This window comes from Thalassobacillus devorans (genome assembly GCF_011761345.1).
GTDB classification, from domain to species: Bacteria; Bacillota; Bacilli; order Bacillales; family Halobacillaceae; genus Thalassobacillus; species Thalassobacillus devorans.
In genome coordinates, this window is record NZ_JAASRY010000001.1 from 1,341,797 (window position 1) to 1,362,484 (window position 20,688).

Annotated in this window: 22 protein-coding genes and 1 other RNA gene; 7 read left to right on the forward strand and 16 right to left on the reverse strand. The window is 41.2% G+C overall.

Features of this window, described 5'->3' with window-relative positions; genetic code table 11:
• Position 1: 1 nt before the first annotated feature.
• Together FHS45_RS06625 and FHS45_RS06630 are read right to left on the reverse strand one after the other, a co-directional pair.
• On the reverse strand, positions 2–862 hold the full coding sequence (locus tag FHS45_RS06625; protein WP_062446265.1) for a DUF72 domain-containing protein: 861 nt from the start codon (positions 860–862) through the stop codon (positions 2–4).
• 363 nt (positions 863–1,225) lie between these two features.
• Positions 1,226–2,896, reverse strand: a complete 1,671-nt coding sequence (locus tag FHS45_RS06630; protein ID WP_062446267.1) for a formate--tetrahydrofolate ligase — start codon at positions 2,894–2,896, stop codon at positions 1,226–1,228.
• Positions 2,897–3,171: 275 nt separating this feature from the next.
• Between FHS45_RS06630 and FHS45_RS06635 the strand changes: the two genes are divergently transcribed.
• Entirely contained in the window at positions 3,172–3,372 is a 201-nt protein-coding gene (locus FHS45_RS06635) for a cold-shock protein (protein ID WP_062446268.1), read from the forward strand.
• Positions 3,373–3,580: 208 nt separating this feature from the next.
• Positions 3,581–3,967 (forward strand): ribonuclease HI family protein, encoded by a 387-nt coding sequence (locus tag FHS45_RS06640; RefSeq protein ID WP_062446277.1) that lies wholly within the window; start codon positions 3,581–3,583, stop codon positions 3,965–3,967.
• A 9-nt stretch (positions 3,968–3,976) separates the two neighbouring features.
• Here FHS45_RS06640 and FHS45_RS06645 read toward each other — a convergent pair whose 3' ends face one another.
• From FHS45_RS06645 to FHS45_RS06665, 5 genes are all read right to left on the reverse strand, one after another.
• The gene (locus FHS45_RS06645) at positions 3,977–4,294 is read right to left on the reverse strand and encodes a DUF6123 family protein (protein ID WP_062446279.1); all 318 of its coding nucleotides are present in this window, start codon (positions 4,292–4,294) and stop codon (positions 3,977–3,979) included.
• Between the two features lie 40 nt (positions 4,295–4,334).
• Positions 4,335–5,174 carry a sulfurtransferase gene (locus FHS45_RS06650; RefSeq protein ID WP_062446281.1) on the reverse strand — a complete coding sequence of 280 codons (840 nt, stop codon included), beginning with the start codon at positions 5,172–5,174 and terminating at the stop codon, positions 4,335–4,337.
• Positions 5,175–5,504: 330 nt separating this feature from the next.
• A complete protein-coding gene (locus FHS45_RS06655) occupies positions 5,505–6,032 on the reverse strand; it encodes an isoprenylcysteine carboxyl methyltransferase family protein (protein ID WP_062446283.1) in 528 nt (175 codons plus the stop codon).
• A complete protein-coding gene (locus FHS45_RS06660; RefSeq protein WP_062446284.1) occupies positions 6,032–7,117 on the reverse strand; it encodes a type III polyketide synthase in 1,086 nt (361 codons plus the stop codon). Before FHS45_RS06660 ends, FHS45_RS06655 begins: the two co-directional genes overlap by 1 nt.
• A gap of 145 nt (positions 7,118–7,262) precedes the next feature.
• Entirely contained in the window at positions 7,263–8,030 is a 768-nt protein-coding gene (locus FHS45_RS06665) for an SDR family NAD(P)-dependent oxidoreductase (RefSeq protein ID WP_062446287.1), read from the reverse strand.
• 388 nt (positions 8,031–8,418) lie between these two features.
• Between FHS45_RS06665 and FHS45_RS06670 the strand changes: the two genes are divergently transcribed.
• The 3 genes from FHS45_RS06670 to FHS45_RS06680 are packed head-to-tail and all read left to right on the forward strand — an operon-like array spanning position 8,419 to position 10,758.
• Positions 8,419–8,568 carry a cytochrome c oxidase subunit 2A gene (locus FHS45_RS06670; RefSeq protein ID WP_139823837.1) on the forward strand — a complete coding sequence of 50 codons (150 nt, stop codon included), beginning with the start codon at positions 8,419–8,421 and terminating at the stop codon, positions 8,566–8,568.
• A 28-nt stretch (positions 8,569–8,596) separates the two neighbouring features.
• Positions 8,597–9,103, forward strand: coding sequence for a cytochrome c oxidase subunit II (locus FHS45_RS06675; RefSeq protein WP_062446288.1), 507 nt, complete (start codon positions 8,597–8,599; stop codon positions 9,101–9,103).
• Positions 9,100–10,758 (forward strand): b(o/a)3-type cytochrome-c oxidase subunit 1, encoded by a 1,659-nt coding sequence (locus tag FHS45_RS06680; protein ID WP_062446290.1) that lies wholly within the window; start codon positions 9,100–9,102, stop codon positions 10,756–10,758. The genes FHS45_RS06675 and FHS45_RS06680 overlap by 4 nt, the downstream gene beginning before the upstream one ends.
• 85 nt (positions 10,759–10,843) lie before the next feature.
• Here FHS45_RS06680 and FHS45_RS06685 read toward each other — a convergent pair whose 3' ends face one another.
• The 7 genes from FHS45_RS06685 to cdd all read right to left on the reverse strand — a co-directional run bounded on the left by FHS45_RS06685 (position 10,844) and on the right by cdd (position 16,253).
• Positions 10,844–12,337, reverse strand: coding sequence for a carboxypeptidase M32 (locus FHS45_RS06685; protein ID WP_062446293.1), 1,494 nt, complete (start codon positions 12,335–12,337; stop codon positions 10,844–10,846).
• A gap of 12 nt (positions 12,338–12,349) precedes the next feature.
• Entirely contained in the window at positions 12,350–13,486 is a 1,137-nt protein-coding gene (locus FHS45_RS06690) for a THUMP domain-containing class I SAM-dependent RNA methyltransferase (RefSeq protein ID WP_062446295.1), read from the reverse strand.
• Between the two features lie 143 nt (positions 13,487–13,629).
• Positions 13,630–14,010: RNase P RNA component class B (rnpB, locus tag FHS45_RS06695), an RNA gene on the reverse strand.
• A 101-nt stretch (positions 14,011–14,111) separates the two neighbouring features.
• Positions 14,112–14,432, reverse strand: coding sequence for a cell division regulator GpsB (gpsB, locus tag FHS45_RS06700; RefSeq protein WP_062446297.1), 321 nt, complete (start codon positions 14,430–14,432; stop codon positions 14,112–14,114).
• 74 nt (positions 14,433–14,506) lie between these two features.
• Positions 14,507–15,067, reverse strand: coding sequence for an SLOG family protein (locus FHS45_RS06705; RefSeq protein WP_062446299.1), 561 nt, complete (start codon positions 15,065–15,067; stop codon positions 14,507–14,509).
• A 192-nt stretch (positions 15,068–15,259) separates the two neighbouring features.
• Positions 15,260–15,715 (reverse strand): CotD family spore coat protein, encoded by a 456-nt coding sequence (locus FHS45_RS06710; protein WP_062446301.1) that lies wholly within the window; start codon positions 15,713–15,715, stop codon positions 15,260–15,262.
• Positions 15,716–15,851: 136 nt separating this feature from the next.
• Positions 15,852–16,253, reverse strand: coding sequence for a cytidine deaminase (cdd, locus tag FHS45_RS06715; RefSeq protein ID WP_062446302.1), 402 nt, complete (start codon positions 16,251–16,253; stop codon positions 15,852–15,854).
• A 177-nt stretch (positions 16,254–16,430) separates the two neighbouring features.
• Between cdd and FHS45_RS06720 the strand changes: the two genes are divergently transcribed.
• Both FHS45_RS06720 and FHS45_RS20320 read left to right on the forward strand, forming a co-directional pair.
• Entirely contained in the window at positions 16,431–19,505 is a 3,075-nt protein-coding gene (locus FHS45_RS06720) for an efflux RND transporter permease subunit (RefSeq protein ID WP_062446304.1), read from the forward strand.
• A 100-nt stretch (positions 19,506–19,605) separates the two neighbouring features.
• Positions 19,606–19,737: a hypothetical protein gene (locus FHS45_RS20320; RefSeq protein WP_258953980.1), complete on the forward strand. Its 132-nt coding sequence runs from the start codon at positions 19,606–19,608 to the stop codon at positions 19,735–19,737.
• A 13-nt stretch (positions 19,738–19,750) separates the two neighbouring features.
• On the opposite strand, the gene FHS45_RS06725 is transcribed toward FHS45_RS20320, so the two are convergent.
• On the reverse strand, positions 19,751–20,122 hold the full coding sequence (locus FHS45_RS06725; RefSeq protein ID WP_062446307.1) for a DUF1798 family protein: 372 nt from the start codon (positions 20,120–20,122) through the stop codon (positions 19,751–19,753).
• A gap of 60 nt (positions 20,123–20,182) precedes the next feature.
• The gene (locus tag FHS45_RS06730; protein WP_062446309.1) at positions 20,183–20,467 is read right to left on the reverse strand and encodes a hypothetical protein; all 285 of its coding nucleotides are present in this window, start codon (positions 20,465–20,467) and stop codon (positions 20,183–20,185) included.
• Positions 20,468–20,688: the final 221 nt, after the last annotated feature.

A 20,688-nucleotide genomic window follows, 5' to 3' on the forward strand; every position in this document is an offset into this window, starting at 1 on the left:
CTCAAAAGTTGAATAAATCCATTTGTCTTGGATTAAGGTTTTCATAGGTGATCCCAAGCATATCAATCAGCTGCTTAGCATTAGCAGCTGCATCGCCGTCGGAATTATTATTAAAAAAGATTGTAATGTCCTTTGTTTGCTGCTCCAGTTTCATAAGGTTTTCTACCCATTCTTCTAATTCTTTCTCGTTATACCGATAAAGAAAGCGAACAGCACGCCAGTCTTTCCCTTCCCGGCCATTTCGGTTCCAGCCATGCACATTCCTTCCGTGAAAACGGATCAATGTCTTGTCAGGATGTGTCGGCTCCAGGATGGTAGGTACGGAATTCTCACCAGCCTGAGGCTCATCGACGATCGTATGAATCCACTTTTCTTCTTTCATGAAATCAAGCGTCTGCCTTTTATATTGGGGGTCGAACCAGGACTGGTTTCGAAACTCTAAAGCCAAGGGCAAGTCCGGAAGCCATTCTCTTATCGTTTTGAGTTTTTGGATATGTGCTTTTCGAACATCAAACCACGGAGGAAACTGAAACAAAATAGCATTCAACTTTCCTGCATCTATGACAGGCTGAATCGATTCCCTGTATTCCTCCATCAACGCTTTCGCTTCCGGTACCGTCAACTTTGAGCGATCATGACCCGTAAGCTTTTGATAGGCTTTTATGACAAACGAAAAATTTTCAGGAGTCTGACTTAGCCATTTTCGATAGTTTTTTTCTGGTTGAATGGCATAGAAAGCTGTATCTACTTCGACTACCGGGAAATGGGAAGCGTAAGCGGAAAGCTTGTCTCCTGCGGCTATACGATCATCATATAACAGATCGTGGTCCCCCCAGCCAGTTACTCCAATTTTTATAGCCATTATCTTTCACCTCGTACTATCCATGATTCCTTTGATTGTAGCAAAAATCTCCCCGCTTATCAGCTGGGGAGATTCTTTTGTTACATATATTAAACGTTGTTGTTAATTTACCAAAAGAGGCTTATTCAACAAAAGAGCCGAAAAGTCGAAGACTTGATTTCGAGACATTGTTTAAGGAATAGGGGCGTTGGGGAAGGATTCGCTTTCCTGCGGGGGACCTGGCAAGCTTCCTCGGGCGAAGCCTGAGGAAGCTCACCACATGCCCACGGAAAGCGATCCGTTTTCCCAGCCACCATAATTGCTACCTAACGTCTCGAAACTGAGTCTTCAGCAATTGGGAGCTTTACAGGAAATATTACATTTTTAGAACAAACCTGTAATGGTCCCGTCTTCTTTAACGTCCATATGAAGAGCAGCCGGCTTCTTTGGAAGTCCTGGCATTGTCATAATATCGCCGGTAAGAACAACGATAAAGCCAGCACCTGCTGAGGCACGCAACTCTCTGATGTTGACTGTAAAATCTTTTGGCCTGCCAAGCAGACTTGGGTCATCGGATAACGAGTATTGAGTTTTCGCCATACAAACAGGCAAGTTACCGAATCCAAGCTTTTCGTATTGAATTAGCTGTTTTTTGGCCTTTGGAGATAATTCTATATCTGCTGCTCCATATACCTTTTGAGCGATCTTGCGAATTTTAAGCTCTAAGTTGTCGTCAAGTTCATAAGCATACTGGAGGTTCGTTTGTTCTGTTTCACATATGTGGACGACTTTATCAGCCAGATCCAGACCGCCTTCCCCCCCTTGAGCAAACACATCAGCAATGGAGACAAGCGCGTTCCTGGACTCACACCAATGATGGACAAAATTCACTTCTTCCTCTGTATCTGTCGGGAACTTATTGATGGCGATGACATATGGAAGTCCGAAGCCTTCGACCGTTTCCATATGTTTTTTCAGATTTTCCATTCCTTTTTTCAAAGCATTCAAATCTTCTTCCGCCAAATCATTTTTACCTTTGCCTCCATGCATTTTCAGCGCTCTGATTGTAGCTACAATGACAACTGCATCCGGTTCGAATTCGCCTGCGCGTGTTTTGATATCAATGAATTTCTCCGCTCCTAAATCAGCTCCGAAACCAGCTTCCGTCACCACATAATCACCAAGCTTGGCAGCGATTTTCGTCGCTACAACACTATTGCAGCCATGAGCTATATTAGCAAAAGGACCTCCGTGGATAATCGCAGGTGTATTTTCCAGTGTTTGCACCAGGTTAGGTTTAATAGCATTTTTTAAAAGTAATGCCAAAGCACCTTCATACCCTAATTGTCCTACCGTTACAGGTTCTTTATCATACGTATAGCCGATCAGTATTTTTGCAAGGCGCTGCTTCAGGTCAGCCATATTTTTGGCCAGGCACAGAACGGCCATGATTTCAGAGGCGACGGTAATATTAAAACCATCTTCACGCGGCATCCCCTGGGCAGGACCACCAAGACCGACGACCACATTTCTTAACGCCCTGTCATTCAAATCCATAACACGTTTCCATTCAATTCTTCTCGGGTCAATATTAAGCTCATTTCCGCGATGAATGTGATTATCGATAAATGCAGAAAGAGCATTATTGGCAGTTGTTATCGCATGAATATCCCCAGTGAAATGAAGGTTGATGTCCTGCATGGGTACTACCTGAGAATACCCTCCACCCGCAGCTCCACCTTTCAATCCCATTGTCGGACCTAAAGAAGGCTCCCTTAGGGCAATGATAGCCTTTTTATTGATTTTATTCAGTGCCTGGCCCAGTCCTACAGTTATAGTCGACTTCCCTTCTCCCGCCGGTGTAGGATTAATGGAAGTGGTCAGAATGACTTTTCCATCAGGCCGATCGGCGAGCTTATCAAGGAGTTTGTCTGAAAGCTTGGCCTTATAGTGTCCATATGGCTCCCAATCATCTTTCGTAAGCGCTAACATTTTTGTTATTTCTTCAATCGGTTTCATCTCGGCTTGTTGCGCAATCTCTATATCCGTCTTCATTTAATGACCCCCTTTTATTATGTACAGAATCTATTTTACCCCAGACATGAGGTTCTGTTGATACTCCAGTGAGAAGATTAAATTTTCTGATAAGAGCAATCAACCCGCTGGTATGAATATTTATCAATCGATTTCTATTCTCCCTTGACAATAAAGACACTCATAAGCTATATTAGAAACAAGCAAAACGATGAATAGGTATTAAATTTAATATCAGGTTTATTTGTTTTGTAATTAACACGTGTTACGTGCAAGATTTTAGGAGGATTTTTATCATGCAAAACGGTACAGTAAAATGGTTTAACGCAGAAAAAGGTTACGGCTTTATCTCTGTAGAAGGTGGCGACGATGTATTCGTACACTTCTCTGCAATCAACGAAGAAGGCTTTAAATCACTAGAAGAAGGTCAATCTGTTACTTTCGAAATCGTCGAAGGCGACCGTGGCCCTCAAGCTGCCAACGTAGAAAAAAACTAATTTAAACCAATATACCAAGCGGCAATCCTTAGGATTGCCGCTTTTTCATTTGTGTAATGATATGCCCAGCCGTATAATTAAAACATCTTCCCCCACCCATACCCTTTATACAAGTGGGAATGCATTGCACGAGCCTTTCACAGAGACATCATAACGCACTTATGAGCAGAAATTAATTGGAGAGAACTTAAATAAAAGGATGAGATTTATGATTGAAGTTTATACAGATGGAGCAGCAGCAGGAGATCCTGGCCCAAGTGCAGCCGGGGTTTTTATTAAAAATGGCAAAGACCACCGGGAATTTTCCTTTACTTTAGGGGAAATGTCTAATCACGAAGCAGAATTCTGGGCAGTGATCAGAGCTTTGGAAGTCTGCCAGAAGTATTTTCCTGATGAAATTTTATCGTTTCGCAGCGACTCCAAAATTGTGGTAGAAACCATCGAAAAAAATTATACAAAAAACTCTAACTTCATTTCTTTACTAGAAAAAATTAATCAACTGCAATCAGGATTCCCCTATGTCTTTTTCAAATGGATTCCTGAAAAACAAAATGGGAAAGCTGATGCACTTGCCCGGACAGCCTTAAAAAAATGACCCGCAGACTTACGACGATAGGTCTGCGGGTTTATTATTGCTGATTGCTTTCCGTTTGGATAAACCTTTTGCTTCTAAAACTTCCCATGCTTTTCTTTTAGAGTTAATGCCCTCCCCGGAAATGTGTTCCAGTACTCCCATATAAAAACTTCCGTCAAATGTTTGCTGGAATTGTAACGTAGCTTTGAGGGCAATAATCACTTTCCATACAGCGGCATTGGTTGAATTCATTCCAAAATAAATGAATCGAACGTCTTCATCGGATAATTTAAATCCTTTTGCCCATAAATCCTCTAGAAAATAAGCTAAAGTATATTGCTGTTTCATGCACCGCCACCCTCTGGTCTGAATTTATTCCGTTCCCAACTTACTTACTGATGGTTGCCACTTCATTTCCTTGATAAGAGATCCAATCACTAAAACTACCAACATACAATTTCACATTTACAAACCCTGCTTCCCATAACCCTATTACATTGGAAGCAGCGGTGACACCTGAACCACAATAAACGATAATTTCCTTTTTATTTTCCAGATTCCTGAAATGCTCTTTCAATTCTTCCTTTGTTTTCCATAACCCATCTTCTTTATAAACGCCGCTCCAATCGTACTGCAAAGCCCCAGGGATGTGGCCTTTCTTTTTGTCGATAGGTTCTTCCCAGCCTGCATAGCGTGCATAACTGCGGGAATCGATAACGATTGTGTCCCCCTCATCGGTTTTCGTTCGGACATACGACTCTCCGCAAGCCATATCATGTCGCGGGTGGATTGTACCCTCAATAACCGGCTCAGCCGTGGCTGAATTAGCATCAACTGGATAACCTGCTATTTTCCATGCATCCAGCCCACCGTTCAATATATATACCCGTTCATATCCACAAAATTTCATTAACCATAACATCCTGGCAGCCATGACACTTCTATTTTGGTCATAAGCTATAACGATTGTATCTTTATCAATTCCTCTTTCCGCAAGTTTCTTTTGGAGTGAATTTATGTCGGGAAGTGGATGTCTGCCACCGTGTGTTTTAGTTTCTCCACTCAAATCTTTTTCTAAATCAAAATAAACAGCTTCAGGAATGTGTTCCTGCTTATATTTATGCCACCCCTGCTCCGGATTGTTTAAATCAAACCGGCAATCCGCAAACACTACTTTATTCGTCTCTGACCATTCCTTTGCTTTTTCCACAGCAATGATATTCGACATAAGTCCACACCTTTCGACTTTTTTCCATTATAACAAAAATTAAACCAGGTGTCGGTCACCTGGCTGAAAGAAAGTGTTCATATTGTTTTTTTCTCTGTTTCATGCTTGACGTTACCTTGTTTCTCCCTTTTATCTTATGGTCAGGAGATGAGTCAATCTTTCTAAGAATATATACAGCTATTCCACAATAAACAGAAATAGTCAAAACGATCATAACCATCATATGCAGAACCTTCTTTCTACAATTGATAATGATTTTCATTTCTAATTAGAATTATAGCAAATGACCTACCCATTGGCAATCGAGAATCAGAATTGTATGAATTATTGTCAAAATTGATCAGCGGCACTAAATTGATTCAGGGCTTTTTCTTCTATTGGGATTCTGACTCTTAACAGCAGTAAATGCAGAACAGGAAAAATGATCGCTGTCGCATAAGCCTGGAATAGAAGAGAGATAATGATGAATTCCATAAAGACCACCCAGTAATTCGGATGCTTGAAAAATCTGTAAGGACCTTTTGCTACAATTTCATGGCCTGGGATGACAATTACCCTTGTGTTCCAATATTTCCCTAAGGATAAAATGCACCATACCCGAAATAATTGCAAAGCAGTAAAGATAGAAAATAATAAGAGGAAATGACTTGGTTTCCACTCATTAAAATAAATGGAAGATTCTATAGCCAAGCTTATGAAAAAAAGTGTATGGACGATAATAAACCACTTATAGTGAGATTCGCCGTATTCTCTCCCACCCCGTTCGTACGCCCATTTTCGATTCGCATTCGCAACTATCAATTCTACCAACCGTTGTAAAATTATCGCTCCTAACAAGAACATAAAAACAACTGGCATCATACCCACTCCAAACTCATCAACTCGGAACTGAACCCCGGCCCAAGTGCTGCCATCACTGACTTCGTTCCTGTGGAAGGAAAATCTTTCATGTATTCATACAACACATAACAGACAGTAACCGAGGACATATTCCCATGGTCTCTCAACACTTGATAAGATGCTTGAAAAGCCTCTGTATTCTTCTGCAAGACTTCTTGATAGGATTCCAACACTTTTTTTCCTCCAGGGTGGGCAACTATGAAGGGAAGGTCATCGGCCTCCAGGTTGTATGACTGCATGAAATGATCAAGATGGTTTTTCCAGAAGGCTTTTATTAGATGAGGAATACTCTTATTAAAAATCACTTCAAATCCTGTGTCAGTGATGTCCCACCCCATTACATCAATGGAATCTTTTTTTGTTCTAGAGCTTGTACCCTTGATTACCGGAACAGTACCCTTCTGTTTTTCCCTAAGAACAGAATCAGAACCAGTCACCAACGTGGCACTAACGCCATCACCAAACAGTGCTGTTCCCACAAAATTACTTTTCCTGGAGTCGGTCTTTTGAAAAGTCAAACTGCAAAATTCCACGTTAATAACCAGGACATTCTTAGCGGGATACGCTTTCAGAAACTCATATGCCCTTGCAAGACCACTTACTCCACCAGCACACCCCAGACCGAATAAGGGCACGCGCTTAACATCTTCCCGAAAATTCCTGGCATTCATCAATCTTGCTTCGATTGAAGGGGTTGCCAGCCCTGTAGTAGAGACAAATATAATCATATCAATTAAATCGACACCGACCTTTTCAGTAAGAAACAAAGGATTGAATAGACATTCATCAATTGCCGAGAGTGCATGGCGATAAGCCTCATTGACATAGATTTCATTTCTTGCCCGTAATCCATGTGTTTGCTTAAACCATTCTTCTTCTACCACAAATTGTCTTTTCTCTATCAAAGAGTGGTCGAATACAGGTAGCAGCCGTTGCTTTTCACGGTCAGACAACGGAAACAGATTTTCAACCAAGTCTTTGACTTTCTCTTGTTCCATCTCATATTGTGGTTCACTTTTTCCAACAGAGAGAATGTATGCCATAAGTTCTCCTTTTTAGGCTTATGTTGTACCATTCTGCTTGTTCTATGTATAAGGGGCAAAGCTTTCAGAGTTTATAAGAAAAATAAAGAAGACTGCCGAAAATTTTTGGCAGTCTTCTTTATTGATACAGCGAATTTTTCAGCTATTAAAAACCATAGATCGTCATGCCGCCATCTACGAACAAAGTTTGGCCTGTCATGTAGTCGCTGGCTTCAGCAGCCAGAAATACTGCCGTTCCTGCCAGTTCGGACAATTTACCTATTCGCTTAAGCGGGGTTCGGGACAATATATCCTGGACATAGTTTTCATCCTGTAATAGCTTTTCAGTCAACGCAGTAGGGAAATACCAGGGACCAATCGCATTAACATTGATATTATATTTTCCCCATTCCATCGCCAGGTTCTTAGTCATTTGAATCAGCGCGCTCTTGGTCATCGCATAGACAACCCCCGTTCTTAATGCGGTATGACCTCCGACGGAAGATATATTGATGATTTTCCCTTGCTGATTATCTTTCATTTTTTCAGCAGCATACTGAGACAAGAAAAATGCACTCTTCATGTTTGTGGATACAATCTGATCCCACTCTGCCTCTGTAACATCCATAGCCTCGCGTCGTATATTCATGCCTGCGTTATTTACCCAAATGTCCAATGGCCGTTCACCAATTATATTATCTATCTGTTCTTTGATTAATTTATATTCATTTACATCAGCTTGTATAGTAACAGCCTTCCTGCCAAGCTCTTCGATCATTGCCTTCACTTCTTCTAACTGTTCGTTTGAACGGGCAATTAACACAACATCTGCACCTGCCTCTGCAAAAGATACAGCGATTGCTTTACCAATTCCTTTCGTGGCCCCGGTTATAACTGCTAACTTATTTGTTAGTTCAAAACTTGGTAAAAACATTCCATTTCCCCCTGTTGAATCGTTTTCATCATTATATCATTACATTTCAAAGACTATCTAAATCGAAACGGAGAACATGAATAAATTATATCCTCTACTCTATCTCTAATTTGCTCATAAGTAAAAAGTTCTATTTTTTTCACAATAAAGCCCCATTATGTGATTGCTTGCAATTTTGTTTTGTGATAGACCAATTATCAGATTTCACAAACTATACACATTTACCTTCAAATCAATGAAGAATATCACAGGTAAACCCTTTTACTACGGTGTTTTCAGTTGTTATTGAACAATTTGTGAAACATGTGAAATCCAAGTCGAATTTACATTAATTTGCTGTAAGATAGTTAATAACAAAAGCAAATATTTTTGAAAGGGGTGGGCATAAATGCCTAGCACAAACCTGAAACATCAAGTCGAGCAAGAACACAGCTCCAGCGAACCTAATTTAAAAGGAACACTGATTTCTGTTTCAGTAGTTGGAGGATTTTTAGTTTTATCCTGGCTTGCCGTTTTTGGTCTATTTTTAGCACGATAGCACTTTTACTTAGGAAGAGGGGATTACGATGCATATGCATAAATACGAAAAAATATGGATGGCATCCGGAGTGGGGACATTACTTGTTTTTTTAATTGTCCTGGGTATCGGTGCTTTCTATCAAGGCACACAGCCGCCAAGCTGTATGGTTACATTAGATCCGCAAAATGTCCAGGCGCATGAGGCTTTCAAAGAAGAAAATCTAGGATTACAACAACTGGGAGAAAAAGAATACACATTGAATGTGCTTGCTACTGCTTTTAATTATGACTTTGGAAAAGATGAAGACGGAAACAACGTTAAGACCATTAGAATACCTGCAGGATCTAAAGTAATGTTCCAGGCTACCACCGAAGATGTCATTCACGGTTTTCAGCTTGCCGGCACCAATGTCAATATGATGCTCGAGCCAGGATATATTTCTACTCTGGAAACTACATTAGATAACCCGGGAACTTATACTCTCATTTGTAATGAATATTGTGGTACCGGACACCATCTTATGACTGCTACCGTGGAGGTGTATGAAGAATGATTGCAGAAAAAACAGGGCTGGGCAAAGCTGATTCTAAATTGGTCATGTCGTTCATGTGGGTTACCTTCATTTCATTGTTAATAGGCGGTCTGATGGGGCTATTGCAAACATTGGTAAGAACAGGTAACTACACACTCCCTTTCGGTATCGGATATTACCAAATTTTAACTGTTCACGGTGTCATATTAGGTTTGGTACTTACCACATTTTTCATCATTGGCTTTCAGTTCTCGTTAATGGCTAAGACTGTTGGGATGACCCATAAACAACGACAATGGGCATGGGTGTCCTTTTGGGTTATGCTCACGGGCACTATTGCAAGTGCTATAATGATTCTTTTAGGTAAAGCAAGTGTACTTTACACATTCTACGCTCCTTTGAAAGCCCACCCGATTTTTTATTTCGGACTTACTTTTGTCGTGGTAGGATCGTGGATTGCCTGTTTTGTCAATTTCCACCAATTGTACCAATGGAAAAAGAAACATCAGGGTGAACATTCCCCGTTGTTAGCATTCATGGTTGTCATCAATATGCTGATGTGGTTTATATGTACGCTCGGTGTGGCAGCTACTGTATTAATCCAATTTATTCCTTGGTCCTTAGGGTTAGTTGGGGAAATAAATATCCTTGTTAGCCGAACCTTATTCTGGTATTTCGGTCATCCACTAGTTTATTTCTGGCTGCTTCCTGCCTATATGGCATGGTATGCCATCCTGCCAAAAATTATCGGCGGCAAAATATTCAGCGATTCATTAGCGCGTCTTGCGTTTATTCTGTTTTTGATTTTCTCGATTCCAGTTGGTTTTCACCATCAGCTTTTGGAACCGGGAATTGATCCTATGTGGAAATACATTCAAGTTGTACTTACATTCGCTGTTATCATACCTTCCTTGTTGACTGCCTTTTCTATGTTCGCAACATTCGAAATCACGGGAAGACAAAAAGGGTATACAGGATTATTCGGCTGGTTCCGTCATCTTCCTTGGAAAGATGTCCGATTCTTCGCACCATTTATGGGAATGGTTGCATTTATTCCAGCAGGTGCCGGGGGCATTATCAACGCTTCCAACCAGATGAACCAGGTTGTTCACAATACCATCTGGGTGACGGGACATTTCCACCTCACGCTTGCGACCACCGTCATTCTTACTTTCTTCGGGATTACGTACTGGCTTGTACCGGTACTTACGGGCAGGAAAATTGATAAAAAAATTAACACCCTTGGTATGACACAAACAATCGTTTGGCTTGTCGGCATGTTCTTCATGTCAGGCTCTATGCATTTGGCAGGTCTGCTCGGAGCTCCGAGACGTTCTGCATTCTCCGACTACCAGGGCAGCGCACAGGCGGCAGAATGGATCGGATATCAATACGGTCAGGCGATTGGCGGTTCTATCCTTTTCATTGGCATCCTGATCATGCTTTATAACTTCTTTTACATGACATTCAAGGCACCAAAAGGCGTCGAAGAATTCCCAATTGCTGAAGCACCTGATGGTTCAGAGCCGACCCCTTTGGTATTGGAGAATTGGAAGTTATGGATAGGCATAACTGTCGTATTGATTGCATTTGCCTACACTATTCCTTTCGTGGATATTATCCAGAATTCACCTCCTGGATCGCCACCTTTTGAATGGCCGATTGGAAACGGGTGATGTTCGAAGAAAAAAGAGCATGGAATTGAGGATTCCATGCTCTTTTAATATTCTTCTTTCCAACTTTCCAATATTAGCAGAAATATTAAAACTGATATATCTTACTGTATTTCTTACTCAGGTATTGTACTAAATAATCAGGATTAAGCTTCTCCCCTGTAACGTCATTCAAAATTTCCAGGGGCTTTTTCATACTCCCATATTGATGTATATTTTCCGTAAGCCATTCTTTAATCCCAGTGAAGTCTCCTGCTCGAATGACCTTATCAAAATCAATATCCTTTTCCATACGATTGTGGAATTGGGCGGCATACATATACCCTAATGCATAAGAAGGAAAGTAGCCGAAACTTCCACCTGCCCAATGTACGTCCTGCAGTACTCCCTCCGCATTATTGCGTGGTCTTATTCCTACGTATTCCTCCATTTTATCATTCCACAGTTCTGGAAGTTCCTTCACCTTTATGTCCCCGGCAATCAATGCTTTTTCCAGTTCATAACGGACCATAATGTGTAAAGGATACGTAAGTTCATCTGCTTCAATTCGTATATATGAAGGTTTGACTTCATTGATAGCTTTATAAAAAGGATCCAGCGGAAGGTCACTGAAACTGTCCGGTGCATAAGTTTTGAATAACTTATAATGATTTTCCCAGAACGCTTCACTTCTGGCAATGAAATTTTCCCAGAAAAGCGATTGGGACTCATGGATTCCCATGGAGGTCCCATCAGCTAGCGGGGTAAATGCCAGTTCAGGGTTGATATTCTGTTCATATAGCGCATGACCGCCTTCGTGAATGGTTCCAAATACGGCGGTACGAAAATCTTTTACATCATATTTAGTAGTGACACGGACATCATTGACGTTCAATCCGATGGCAAATGGATGGACTGTTTCGTCAAGCCTGCCCGCTTCAAAATCATACCCCATGCGCGAAAGTATTTCGAGACTGAATTTCTCTTGATCAGCTTTTGGAAAATGACCATGAAGCACAGAAGGGTCCGGTTGGATTGGAGACTGCTGTATTTTGTCCAGTAGACCTGACAATGAATTCCTTACCTTAGGAAATACATCATCTAAAACAGCTACCGTTACACCAGGTTCATAGTTATCTAACAGAGCATCATAAATATGATTGTCATAACCCCAATAACCAGCAAACTTCTGATTGTAAGCAACAAGTTTTTCGAGATAAGGCTCGAAACTTTCGAAATCATCCTTGTCTTTCGCTTCCTCCCAAACGGACTCTGCCTTGGATTGCAACATCACATACTCTTTATATTCCTCTGCCGGAATTTTTGCACTCCGATTGTAACTATCTTCTGATTTTTCCACTGCCTTTTTGATAATCTCGTTCTGGGTGTTGTTCTTTAACTCATCAATGTATCCTTTCATTTGATCGGAGGTAGTGATCTGATGAACCTTCTGGGACACCATTCCAATTACTTCTGATCGATTACCGACTGCTTTTTTTGGAGCATTTGTTCTTAAATCCCAAAACATCAACCCAAGTGCTTCTTCATAGGAAGCTTTTTCTTTCAATAAGTTCAAAAAGTCCTGTTCCAACTCTTTACTCACAAATGTCTCCCCCTATTTCGGCCGCGTTCCAAAAAACTGATAATAATCGGTTTTGATGTATCCATTGAATAATTTCCGTTTTTTAGAAGCCTGCCGCCCATAAATTTTTTCAAATCCTGAATGGGAAGTTAGGATATAGACACTCCAGCTCGGATGGTCTCTCATTATCGAGCCAAGATCTCTGTACAGTGTCTCCACTTCTTCCCGCTCCCCGATTCGCTCTCCATAAGGAGGATTAGACACCAAGTACCCATTTTCCTGCTTGGGGCGCAAATCTTTTACCTGCATCTGTTTCCACTGAATCAGATCACCCAGCCCGGCTTCCATGGCGTTTGATTTTGAGATTTCAATCATGCGATGGTCAATATCGTAACCGGTTATTTCCAAAGGCTGGTCGTAGTTTGCATGATCTTCTGCTTCCTGAAAAGCATCATCCCATACTTTCTGAGGGATCCACCCCCACTCTTCTGAGGCAAATTCTCTATTAAAGCCAGGAGCAATATTTTGACCGATCAACGCAGCTTCAATGGCAATGGTACCTGAACCACAGAAAGGATCGACGAATGGCTTATCGGGCGTCCAGTTGGTTAATTGCACGAGTGCGGCAGCCAAAGTTTCTTTTAACGGAGCTTCTCCCTGTCCGGTTCGATAACCTCTTTTATGCAATCCGGAACCAGAGGTATCAATTGTCAATAATGCGGTATCTTTATGCAAGGCAATTTCCACACGGTAGAATGCCCCGTCTTCTTTCAGCCATGAAGCGACCCCATGACGTTGCTTCAGCCGTTCAACGATCGCCTTCTTTACAATCGACTGACAATCAGGAACGCTATATAATTTTGATTTCACTGACTTACCAATAACGGGGAACTCTCCATCTTCTGGTATGTATGATTCCCAAGGAAGGGCTTTGGTCTTTTCAAACAATTCATCAAAGGTGAAAGCTTTGAACTTTCCAACCTGAAGCTTAACGCGGTCAGCTGTCCTAAGCCAAAGGTTTGCCCTAGGGATTGCTGATATATCCGCTTCAAAGGTTACTCTGCCATTTTCCACTTCTACATCTTCATATCCGAGATTTTTTACTTCCTGCGCAACGATGGATTCCAATCCCATTGCTGCGGTAGCGATCAAGGTTACTTTTTGCGGCATAAAATATTCATTCCTTTTCAAATAATGATAGCAGGACAAGATTTCCTTCTAATGACATACCATTTTCTGCAAGTATAAAAAACCCTTTCTAACGCAATAATTGCATTTAGAAAGGGATCATTTCATAATCAGACCTTTGAATACTTTGTAAGCCATGTTCTGTACCATCGTACTGCCAGCGGTGGTCAACCTCGTACTCCGGTGGTAATCATCTATCTGCAAGCATGAATGCTTGCCTCTTATCAGGTTCATTTCCCTTCCAAGAGTGCCCCTACCTTCATTTGGGTTGCTCGCTCATGGGGTTTACCGCGTTCCACTCAAAGCATTTCTGCTTTGACTACGTCACTGTGGCACTTTCAAGGTTGGAATGCCATATCCCTAAGGACTTAGGCATTTTCCCTGCCGTTAGCCAAAAAGGCTACCCTGACTTATGGTTTCGTCAGGCATGAACACTACAGGCATCTCAGCCTGTGCGAGCATGGACTTTCCTCTGCATGTTAAGTATGCAGCGATCACCCAAGTATTCAAAACTGCTTTATAATTGTAACTAGTTGACTGATTACTGTCAATGGAATAACTATTATAGCATACAAGAAAACAGACTGCACACTCCAATTTTTGGCAATTATGAGTCGGCGTATTTCTTCCCAAAAACAGCTTTCTCTAAATTAGAGAGACGCTTCAGTACGTCATAATTCACTTGATGATTGGGCGTCTGATTTTCACTTTGGACTGGGCGACTTCTGGTAGTCTCTCTGGAAGGTGTCCGTTTCAGACGTTCATTTTCCTGCCTTAGCCGTTCTATCTCTTGATTAAGCACATCATAATCCTGAATGATCAGATCTAAAAACTCGTCTACTTCTTCCTGATTATAACCCCTCATGGATGTCTTAAAGTCTTTTTCTAAAATCTGTTTACCATCTAAATTCAATTTGTCATTGAACATCAGTATCACCTCTGTTTACGCACCTTACTCTTATTTTTCCAAAACTTCGAAGGAATGTCAATTTTTATTATGACTCATTGGTTCCAGTAATCAGGGTCTGCCATTTGTATTTGCTCGACCGTTTCCTGGAGATCAAAAGGAGTGATATATAATATTTTATACCCCTTTTCCTCTGCAGCTATAGCCTTTTTTCGTAAAAAGTCAGGACTACCTGGTGTATCCTCGTCGTAAAGCATCAGGACACCCTCCGAATGATCTATCAGAAACTGGTCCTTCGCTTTAAATTGATATGGTCCCTGGTATTCTTTTTCGTAGATAGGCTGATAAAAATCAGCAACCATCGTTAGTTCTTCATATTGGTGCTTCATATCGTCCGGCCATCGTGATTCTTGATTGATAAATGGGGGAAGTAAGCCAAGCTGGATGTCATAGGCTTCTTTTAAATCCATCACTACTTCCCCGGCCCATAACTCTACTCCCATCTGGCCTGAAATCAATACCCATTCGAGTCCTTCTTCAACGAGTCCTGCCAGCTTATTTTTCAGGGTTTGTTTAATATAGAAAATCCTTTGATCGTCATTTTTATATATTCCCAATTCCATCGGCTTGTATCCTGTAACAACTATTGTTTTCATCACATACGGCTCCTTGAGCGATTTCTTTCTTCACTCAGTATATCTCAAACCTGGCTCCTCTTCCACATGACGCTTCCCCATGTTCCTATAAATAAAACTACTAGATTTATCCATTATTCCTTTAAAAAAATGGTGAAAGTTTGGAAACCATAAAAAAAACGAGTATCCGTAGGAAGATACTCGTTTTAACTATTAATCACGCCACCAAGGATGATGGCATCCTTTGCCCATATGATAACCGCCAGGTCCAGGTCCCATTGGTCCGTATGGCATTCCCTGCGGCATCATTCCGTTGTCTTCGACTCCCGCCACCTGAGGTCCCATCCCCTGCGGGGGCATGCCCATCGGCGACATTGGTCCTGTTTGTGCTCCCATCACCTGTGGCCCCATTCCCATCGGTCCTGTCATCTCCGGACCCTGCTGAGGCATGAATATATCTTCCGAATCGAACGTATCCCTTACCGATTGTGTATGCGGGAAGTGGTGGTAGTTTTTTGTTAAATGATGATTCATGACTGTGGTGTGAGTCGGATGGATAACGTCGACTTCATTCAGGAAGTGGTTGTTCTGTACACAATGTCTGGTAGGACAGACAACTTGCTGCCTCGGTCTTGTTTGGCCAGGGCCCATGCATTTTCTGTGATGCATCTTTTATTCCCCTTTCTGTAAGATTCATCTTTCATTATTAGGTTATGTGCCAGGCCAATAACATGTACTGAGGCAAACGACCATTTTAGGCAATAAAAAACACCCAGCTGGACTGGGTGCTTTTATGTATCGATTATTATTCTGCAGCTAAATCACTTTGCGCAAAGGAAAACGGCAGCAATTCTTCCATCGTCATGGTTTTCACATTCCCCGAAAGATTGCTGGTATGGATTTTCATATCGCTCGGAAAGAATTCACTCATTACCTGACGACACGAACCGCATGGCGGGACCGGGCGGGCAGTATCAGCGACTACAGCCATTTCCTGAAATTCTGTTTCCCCGTCAGCGATCGCCTTGAAGATTGCAACTCTTTCTGCACAGCAGGTTACAGGATAAGCTGCATTTTCTATGTTACATCCTTCGTATGTTTTCCCTGACTTAGTTACTAGCGCTGCTCCAACCTTGAACTTCGAATATGGGGTGTAAGCACGCTCACGAATTTCTTTTGCTTTTTCAAGTAGTTGTTGGTTCATCATCTTTTTATCCCTCCCCTTATAATGGGAAGATAATTATAAAATATATGAATATGATTGTAAAGCGTTTACAATTATCGTGCTTTAAATAAATCATTTCTAAAAAGTTACATTAGCAATAAAATGTGGTATAACTATTTGTATAAGTTTTGTTAAAACATTTTAAAAGGGGGGATAACCATGGGGAAAATTTTACATTACCGAAAAATTGTCTGGATTTTTATCTTGCTTCTCCTCTTTACCGGGATATTTACATATTTTCAACTCCCCAAAAGAGAGATTCCTGAAATTAATGTCAACCTTACTTCCCTGTCTACAGTTTATCCAGGGGCGACACCGGAGGAAGTGGAACGTACCATCACAACTCCTCTGGAGGAAGAAATATCCAACATTGCAGGTATTGAGGAAGTCACCTCTGCATCAACAACCGGATTCTCATCTGTTACCGCTTCCTTATCAGATAATGCTGATGGGGATATAGTCAATGCCAAAATACAACAAGCCGTCACAAATGTCTCAAGGGACTTTCCTGATGAAGCAGATTCTCCTGATATAGAAACTGATCTCATGATGTCAGCAGCAGCTTCCTATCATTTATTAGCTGAAGATCATGAGGATTTCTACTCGCTTCATGAAGAATTAAGCATTTGGCGCGAAGAGCTTACGGATATCTCTGGTATTGAAGCAGTAGAAATCAAAGGGCTCCCAGACCGCGAAATTGAACTTTCCCTTTATAATGAAGCGCTCCAAGAAAATCAACTGTCGCCTTTTCAGGTAATAGAAGCTGTAAATGCAGAGTTAGCACCGAATGCAATCGGCTCAACCATGGATAATGGAAAAAGTTATCAATTAGTAGTTGATAATATATCTGAGATTGAAATGCTTGAAGAAATACCAATTGGTCAGAAAAGTGATGGCCCCTTATATTTGCGGGATGTAGGAGAAGTTGGTATGACGGCCACTGATCCAAAAGATCTTATCAACTTCAATGAAAAGCCGGCTCTTTCAGTCACCCTCCTCGCCGAGGAAGGAGTGAACATGTCGGCGCTTCAAGAACAAATCAATAAAAAAGTGGAACAATTATCTTCCAATCTCCCTGATGGGGTGGAAACAGAGCAGTTCTACACGCAAAATACGATAATCGAAGAAGTTTTTACTAACCTGCTTATATCATTTGGAATTTCGTTATTCTCTGTTTTTTTCATAATGATTATCGGACTGCCAATTTCTTCCGCTATTCTGGTAGGCTTGGCCGTACCTTTATCGATAATTATCGGATTAATCCCCCTCCCTTATACTGGGGTTGATTTAAATCAGATTTCAATTATTGGGATGATCATAGCCATAGGAATACTTGTAGATGATGCGATTGTAGTGAATGATAATATCCAACGGAGATTTCAACTGGGCGATAGGCCTTTAGAAGGTACGATAAACGGCGTCAAAGAAGTGGGTATATCGATATTGACATCTACCTTAATGATCATATTCAGCTTTCTTCCACTAACATTTTTATCTGGAAGCAATGGAGATTTTATCCGTGCCCTGCCGATGGTGTTAATATTGACCATCCTCTCCTCTACGTTGATGGCATTCACATTAATACCGACTGTCCAATACGCTCGTCATAAACGCAAAAATTTCAAATCAACCAAGAAGATTGGCCTGCTTGGCGGTCTATTCAATCGTTTAGAGTCCTTATACGGGGACAGAGTACTGCCAAAGGTCACAAAGCGGCCTTGGGTAACAGGATCAATCGGACTCATAGCATGTGTGTTATTAGCTATGCTGGTTATAAAAATTCCGTTTGAATTTTTCCCTAGCGCAGATCGCCCGGAAGTGACGGTGTCCGTCACCTACCCACAAGGGACCCCATTAGAGGAGACGCAGGCTTCGCTTGAAGAGATGGAAACTTACCTTAACCGTGATGAAACTGTTATTACAGAGACAGCAGTTTATGCAGGAAGCGGTCTGCCTAACCTTTTTAGCTCAGCTTTAAACAGGTCGGGAGAAAATACCGGACAAATACTTGTCCGTGTTGATCGTGATAAAACCAGTGCCACTGCTTTTATTAATAAATGGGAAAATGAACTGCGAAATCAATTTAATGAAGCAGAAATATTCATGAATACGATTGAATCAGGTCCTCCTGCCTCTCCACCAATTGAGTTAAAAGTACAGGGACCAGAATTAGATCAGCTTCTGGAGTTATCCAAAGATATACAAAACCGCTTTGACCAGTTGGAAAGCACTGAATTGACAACACTCGATGCTGCAAGTGAGCAGCCGTTCATCCGTTATCAGCTAGATCGAGATTTGCTGGCTGAAAATGGGATTGGATCTGATCAGGTAACCTCTCTTTTGCAGATTGCCAATACCGGGATTCCACTTGGTGTATTCGATAACGGGAACGAACGCTTACCCATCCGGGTATATGTGGATGATGGAGAAGAGAATGGGGTCGATTTGGAAGTACTGCAAATTACCAGTCAGACTCCTTCCAGCTCTATGGGATCTCCGGATGCTCCACAGCAGCCTTCAACATTTACATTAGATGAAATGATCACCCAGGAAGAATACACTCAGGTAGGCGCTATCCCACATTTGAACGGAAAGAGGACTTTCACCCTTGAAGCGTACCCGAAAAAAGGAGAAGAATCGAATTTTGAACAGGAAGCAAACGAACTTATTGAGGAATATCAGCAAGAGACATCTGGAGATTATCAGGTATTCCAAACGGGCGAATCGAATGCCCGCAGTGAATTCTTCGTTGAAGTGGCAAAATTATTTGTTATCGTACTTTTCCTGATTTATCTGACGCTTGCCATACAATTCAATTCATTAAGTATGCCTTTCCTAATAACCAGCTCCGTATTTTTAGCTGTTACAGGAGCAATTATCGGTTTATTCGTCACCGGGCAACCGTTAAGCTTCTTAGCCGTGTTAGGTATTGTGTCTTTATCAGGAATTGTTGTGAGAAATTCCGTTATACTGGTGGAATTTATTGAGCAGAATAAGAAGAAATACGAAACGACTGTCGAGGCAGTCACACAAGCAGGCAAAGCAAGATTACGACCGATCATTTTGACATCTTTGACTTCTATCGCCGCTTTGACGCCTATTATTTTTTCAGGTGACGTCTTGTTCCGTCCGTTAGCGATTTCGATTGTTTCTGGTTTGCTTTTTTCTACTCTGCTTACACTCTTGCTTTTACCGGCTTTTTACCTTATGCTTTATCGGGTCAGAAAGCGATAAAAAAATGTCCTTGTACTTTGGTGCAAGGACATTTTTCATTTTCTTCCTTTAATTAATTATCAGTACAGAGGTGATAATAATTAAAAAGGAGGTTGATTATATGGGACGCGGAAAAGAATTCAAAGCAAAACGTCAGAACCATGAACACGAAAAGCCTAAAACAGCTAAACGCTTTGCGGAGTCTGGAGATCAAGTAAGAAAAATCCCCGAAGGCACCTCTTATAAAGAATAGAAATAGGGACCAGTCATTGGTCCCCTTTCCCTTCATTCCAATCTTTCAATAGCATGTCCATGACATAATGGACAGAGTGATTAAGCTCATTATACCGTTTCTTTTTCACATCAATGTAGTAACTATGCAAAATCAACAGCTCTACATTTTCATGGGTCGATTTCACTTGGTTAGGATGTACATTAACCTGTTTATTCTTAACAAAATTTTCTGCGGCTTCCCGCCATTTATCATTTAACTGAAACATTGGCTCTGTTTCTGTTTTTACTTTTTGAAAAAAATCATGATCATTTTTATCAATAGGTTCCGTGATCCTCTCATACTGCATGCTCAATTCGTCGATCATGTCTTTCACTTTCTCTGTAAGCTCAACTAAGTCTTTCATAATGGTTCACCCCTTCCCCTATAGCCTACCACGCTTAAGGGAAACGGTACATCGAGAAGTTTAAATTAGTCTTGTCTTTCTCCCCGCTAGTGAAAATGATTGATCCATGTGCAAGTCTTTTTGATTCTTTTTCAGCTCTTTTATTTCTTCTCTCATCGTCAATATTTCTTCCTGCAACCGATCGATTTCCTTCCGATGAGCTACTGCCATGGTAAAGACCACTTCATCAGCTTTTAAAGATATCTTCTGCTCCAGGCGCTGCATATCATCCATCATTTCAAGCAAGGAGTGTTCGAATTGTCTTCTGGAGACCCCTTTTTGCTGTAATTTTGATGAAACTCCCATGCATAAAACCTCCTTTATGCTTTCTTATAATATAAACATTCTAGTTAATTCTCCACCCTCCTCTTCAGGTGACAAAACTAGAAGCTATCTTACAAAAATAGCAAAAGATAAAATTATAAAAATCGTAATTCGACAAATAATATGATTGAGGAGGGATGTTTCCATGAGTAAGAAAGAACAGAAACGTACCGAGCAGCAGAATAAAAAGAACAGTAATGAAG

Bases quoted from the DNA above. Each gene is read 5' to 3' on its own strand.
- FHS45_RS06625 (WP_062446265.1), bottom strand. From the start codon at position 862: ATGGCTATAAAAATTGGAGTAACTGGCTGGGGGGACCACGATCTGTTA.
- FHS45_RS06630 (WP_062446267.1), bottom strand. From the start codon at position 2,896: ATGAAGACGGATATAGAGATTGCGCAACAAGCCGAGATGAAACCGATT.
- FHS45_RS06635 (WP_062446268.1), top strand. From the start codon at position 3,172: ATGCAAAACGGTACAGTAAAATGGTTTAACGCAGAAAAAGGTTACGGC.
- FHS45_RS06640 (WP_062446277.1), top strand. From the start codon at position 3,581: ATGATTGAAGTTTATACAGATGGAGCAGCAGCAGGAGATCCTGGCCCA.
- FHS45_RS06645 (WP_062446279.1), bottom strand. From the start codon at position 4,294: ATGAAACAGCAATATACTTTAGCTTATTTTCTAGAGGATTTATGGGCA.
- FHS45_RS06650 (WP_062446281.1), bottom strand. From the start codon at position 5,174: ATGTCGAATATCATTGCTGTGGAAAAAGCAAAGGAATGGTCAGAGACG.
- FHS45_RS06655 (WP_062446283.1), bottom strand. From the start codon at position 6,032: ATGCCAGTTGTTTTTATGTTCTTGTTAGGAGCGATAATTTTACAACGG.
- FHS45_RS06660 (WP_062446284.1), bottom strand. From the start codon at position 7,117: ATGGCATACATTCTCTCTGTTGGAAAAAGTGAACCACAATATGAGATG.
- FHS45_RS06665 (WP_062446287.1), bottom strand. From the start codon at position 8,030: ATGTTTTTACCAAGTTTTGAACTAACAAATAAGTTAGCAGTTATAACC.
- FHS45_RS06670 (WP_139823837.1), top strand. From the start codon at position 8,419: ATGCCTAGCACAAACCTGAAACATCAAGTCGAGCAAGAACACAGCTCC.
- FHS45_RS06675 (WP_062446288.1), top strand. From the start codon at position 8,597: ATGCATATGCATAAATACGAAAAAATATGGATGGCATCCGGAGTGGGG.
- FHS45_RS06680 (WP_062446290.1), top strand. From the start codon at position 9,100: ATGATTGCAGAAAAAACAGGGCTGGGCAAAGCTGATTCTAAATTGGTC.
- FHS45_RS06690 (WP_062446295.1), bottom strand. From the start codon at position 13,486: ATGCCGCAAAAAGTAACCTTGATCGCTACCGCAGCAATGGGATTGGAA.
- gpsB (WP_062446297.1), bottom strand. From the start codon at position 14,432: ATGTTCAATGACAAATTGAATTTAGATGGTAAACAGATTTTAGAAAAA.
- FHS45_RS06705 (WP_062446299.1), bottom strand. From the start codon at position 15,067: ATGAAAACAATAGTTGTTACAGGATACAAGCCGATGGAATTGGGAATA.
- FHS45_RS06710 (WP_062446301.1), bottom strand. From the start codon at position 15,715: ATGCATCACAGAAAATGCATGGGCCCTGGCCAAACAAGACCGAGGCAG.
- cdd (WP_062446302.1), bottom strand. From the start codon at position 16,253: ATGATGAACCAACAACTACTTGAAAAAGCAAAAGAAATTCGTGAGCGT.
- FHS45_RS06720 (WP_062446304.1), top strand. From the start codon at position 16,431: ATGGGGAAAATTTTACATTACCGAAAAATTGTCTGGATTTTTATCTTG.
- FHS45_RS20320 (WP_258953980.1), top strand. From the start codon at position 19,606: ATGGGACGCGGAAAAGAATTCAAAGCAAAACGTCAGAACCATGAACAC.
- FHS45_RS06725 (WP_062446307.1), bottom strand. From the start codon at position 20,122: ATGAAAGACTTAGTTGAGCTTACAGAGAAAGTGAAAGACATGATCGAC.
- FHS45_RS06730 (WP_062446309.1), bottom strand. From the start codon at position 20,467: ATGGGAGTTTCATCAAAATTACAGCAAAAAGGGGTCTCCAGAAGACAA.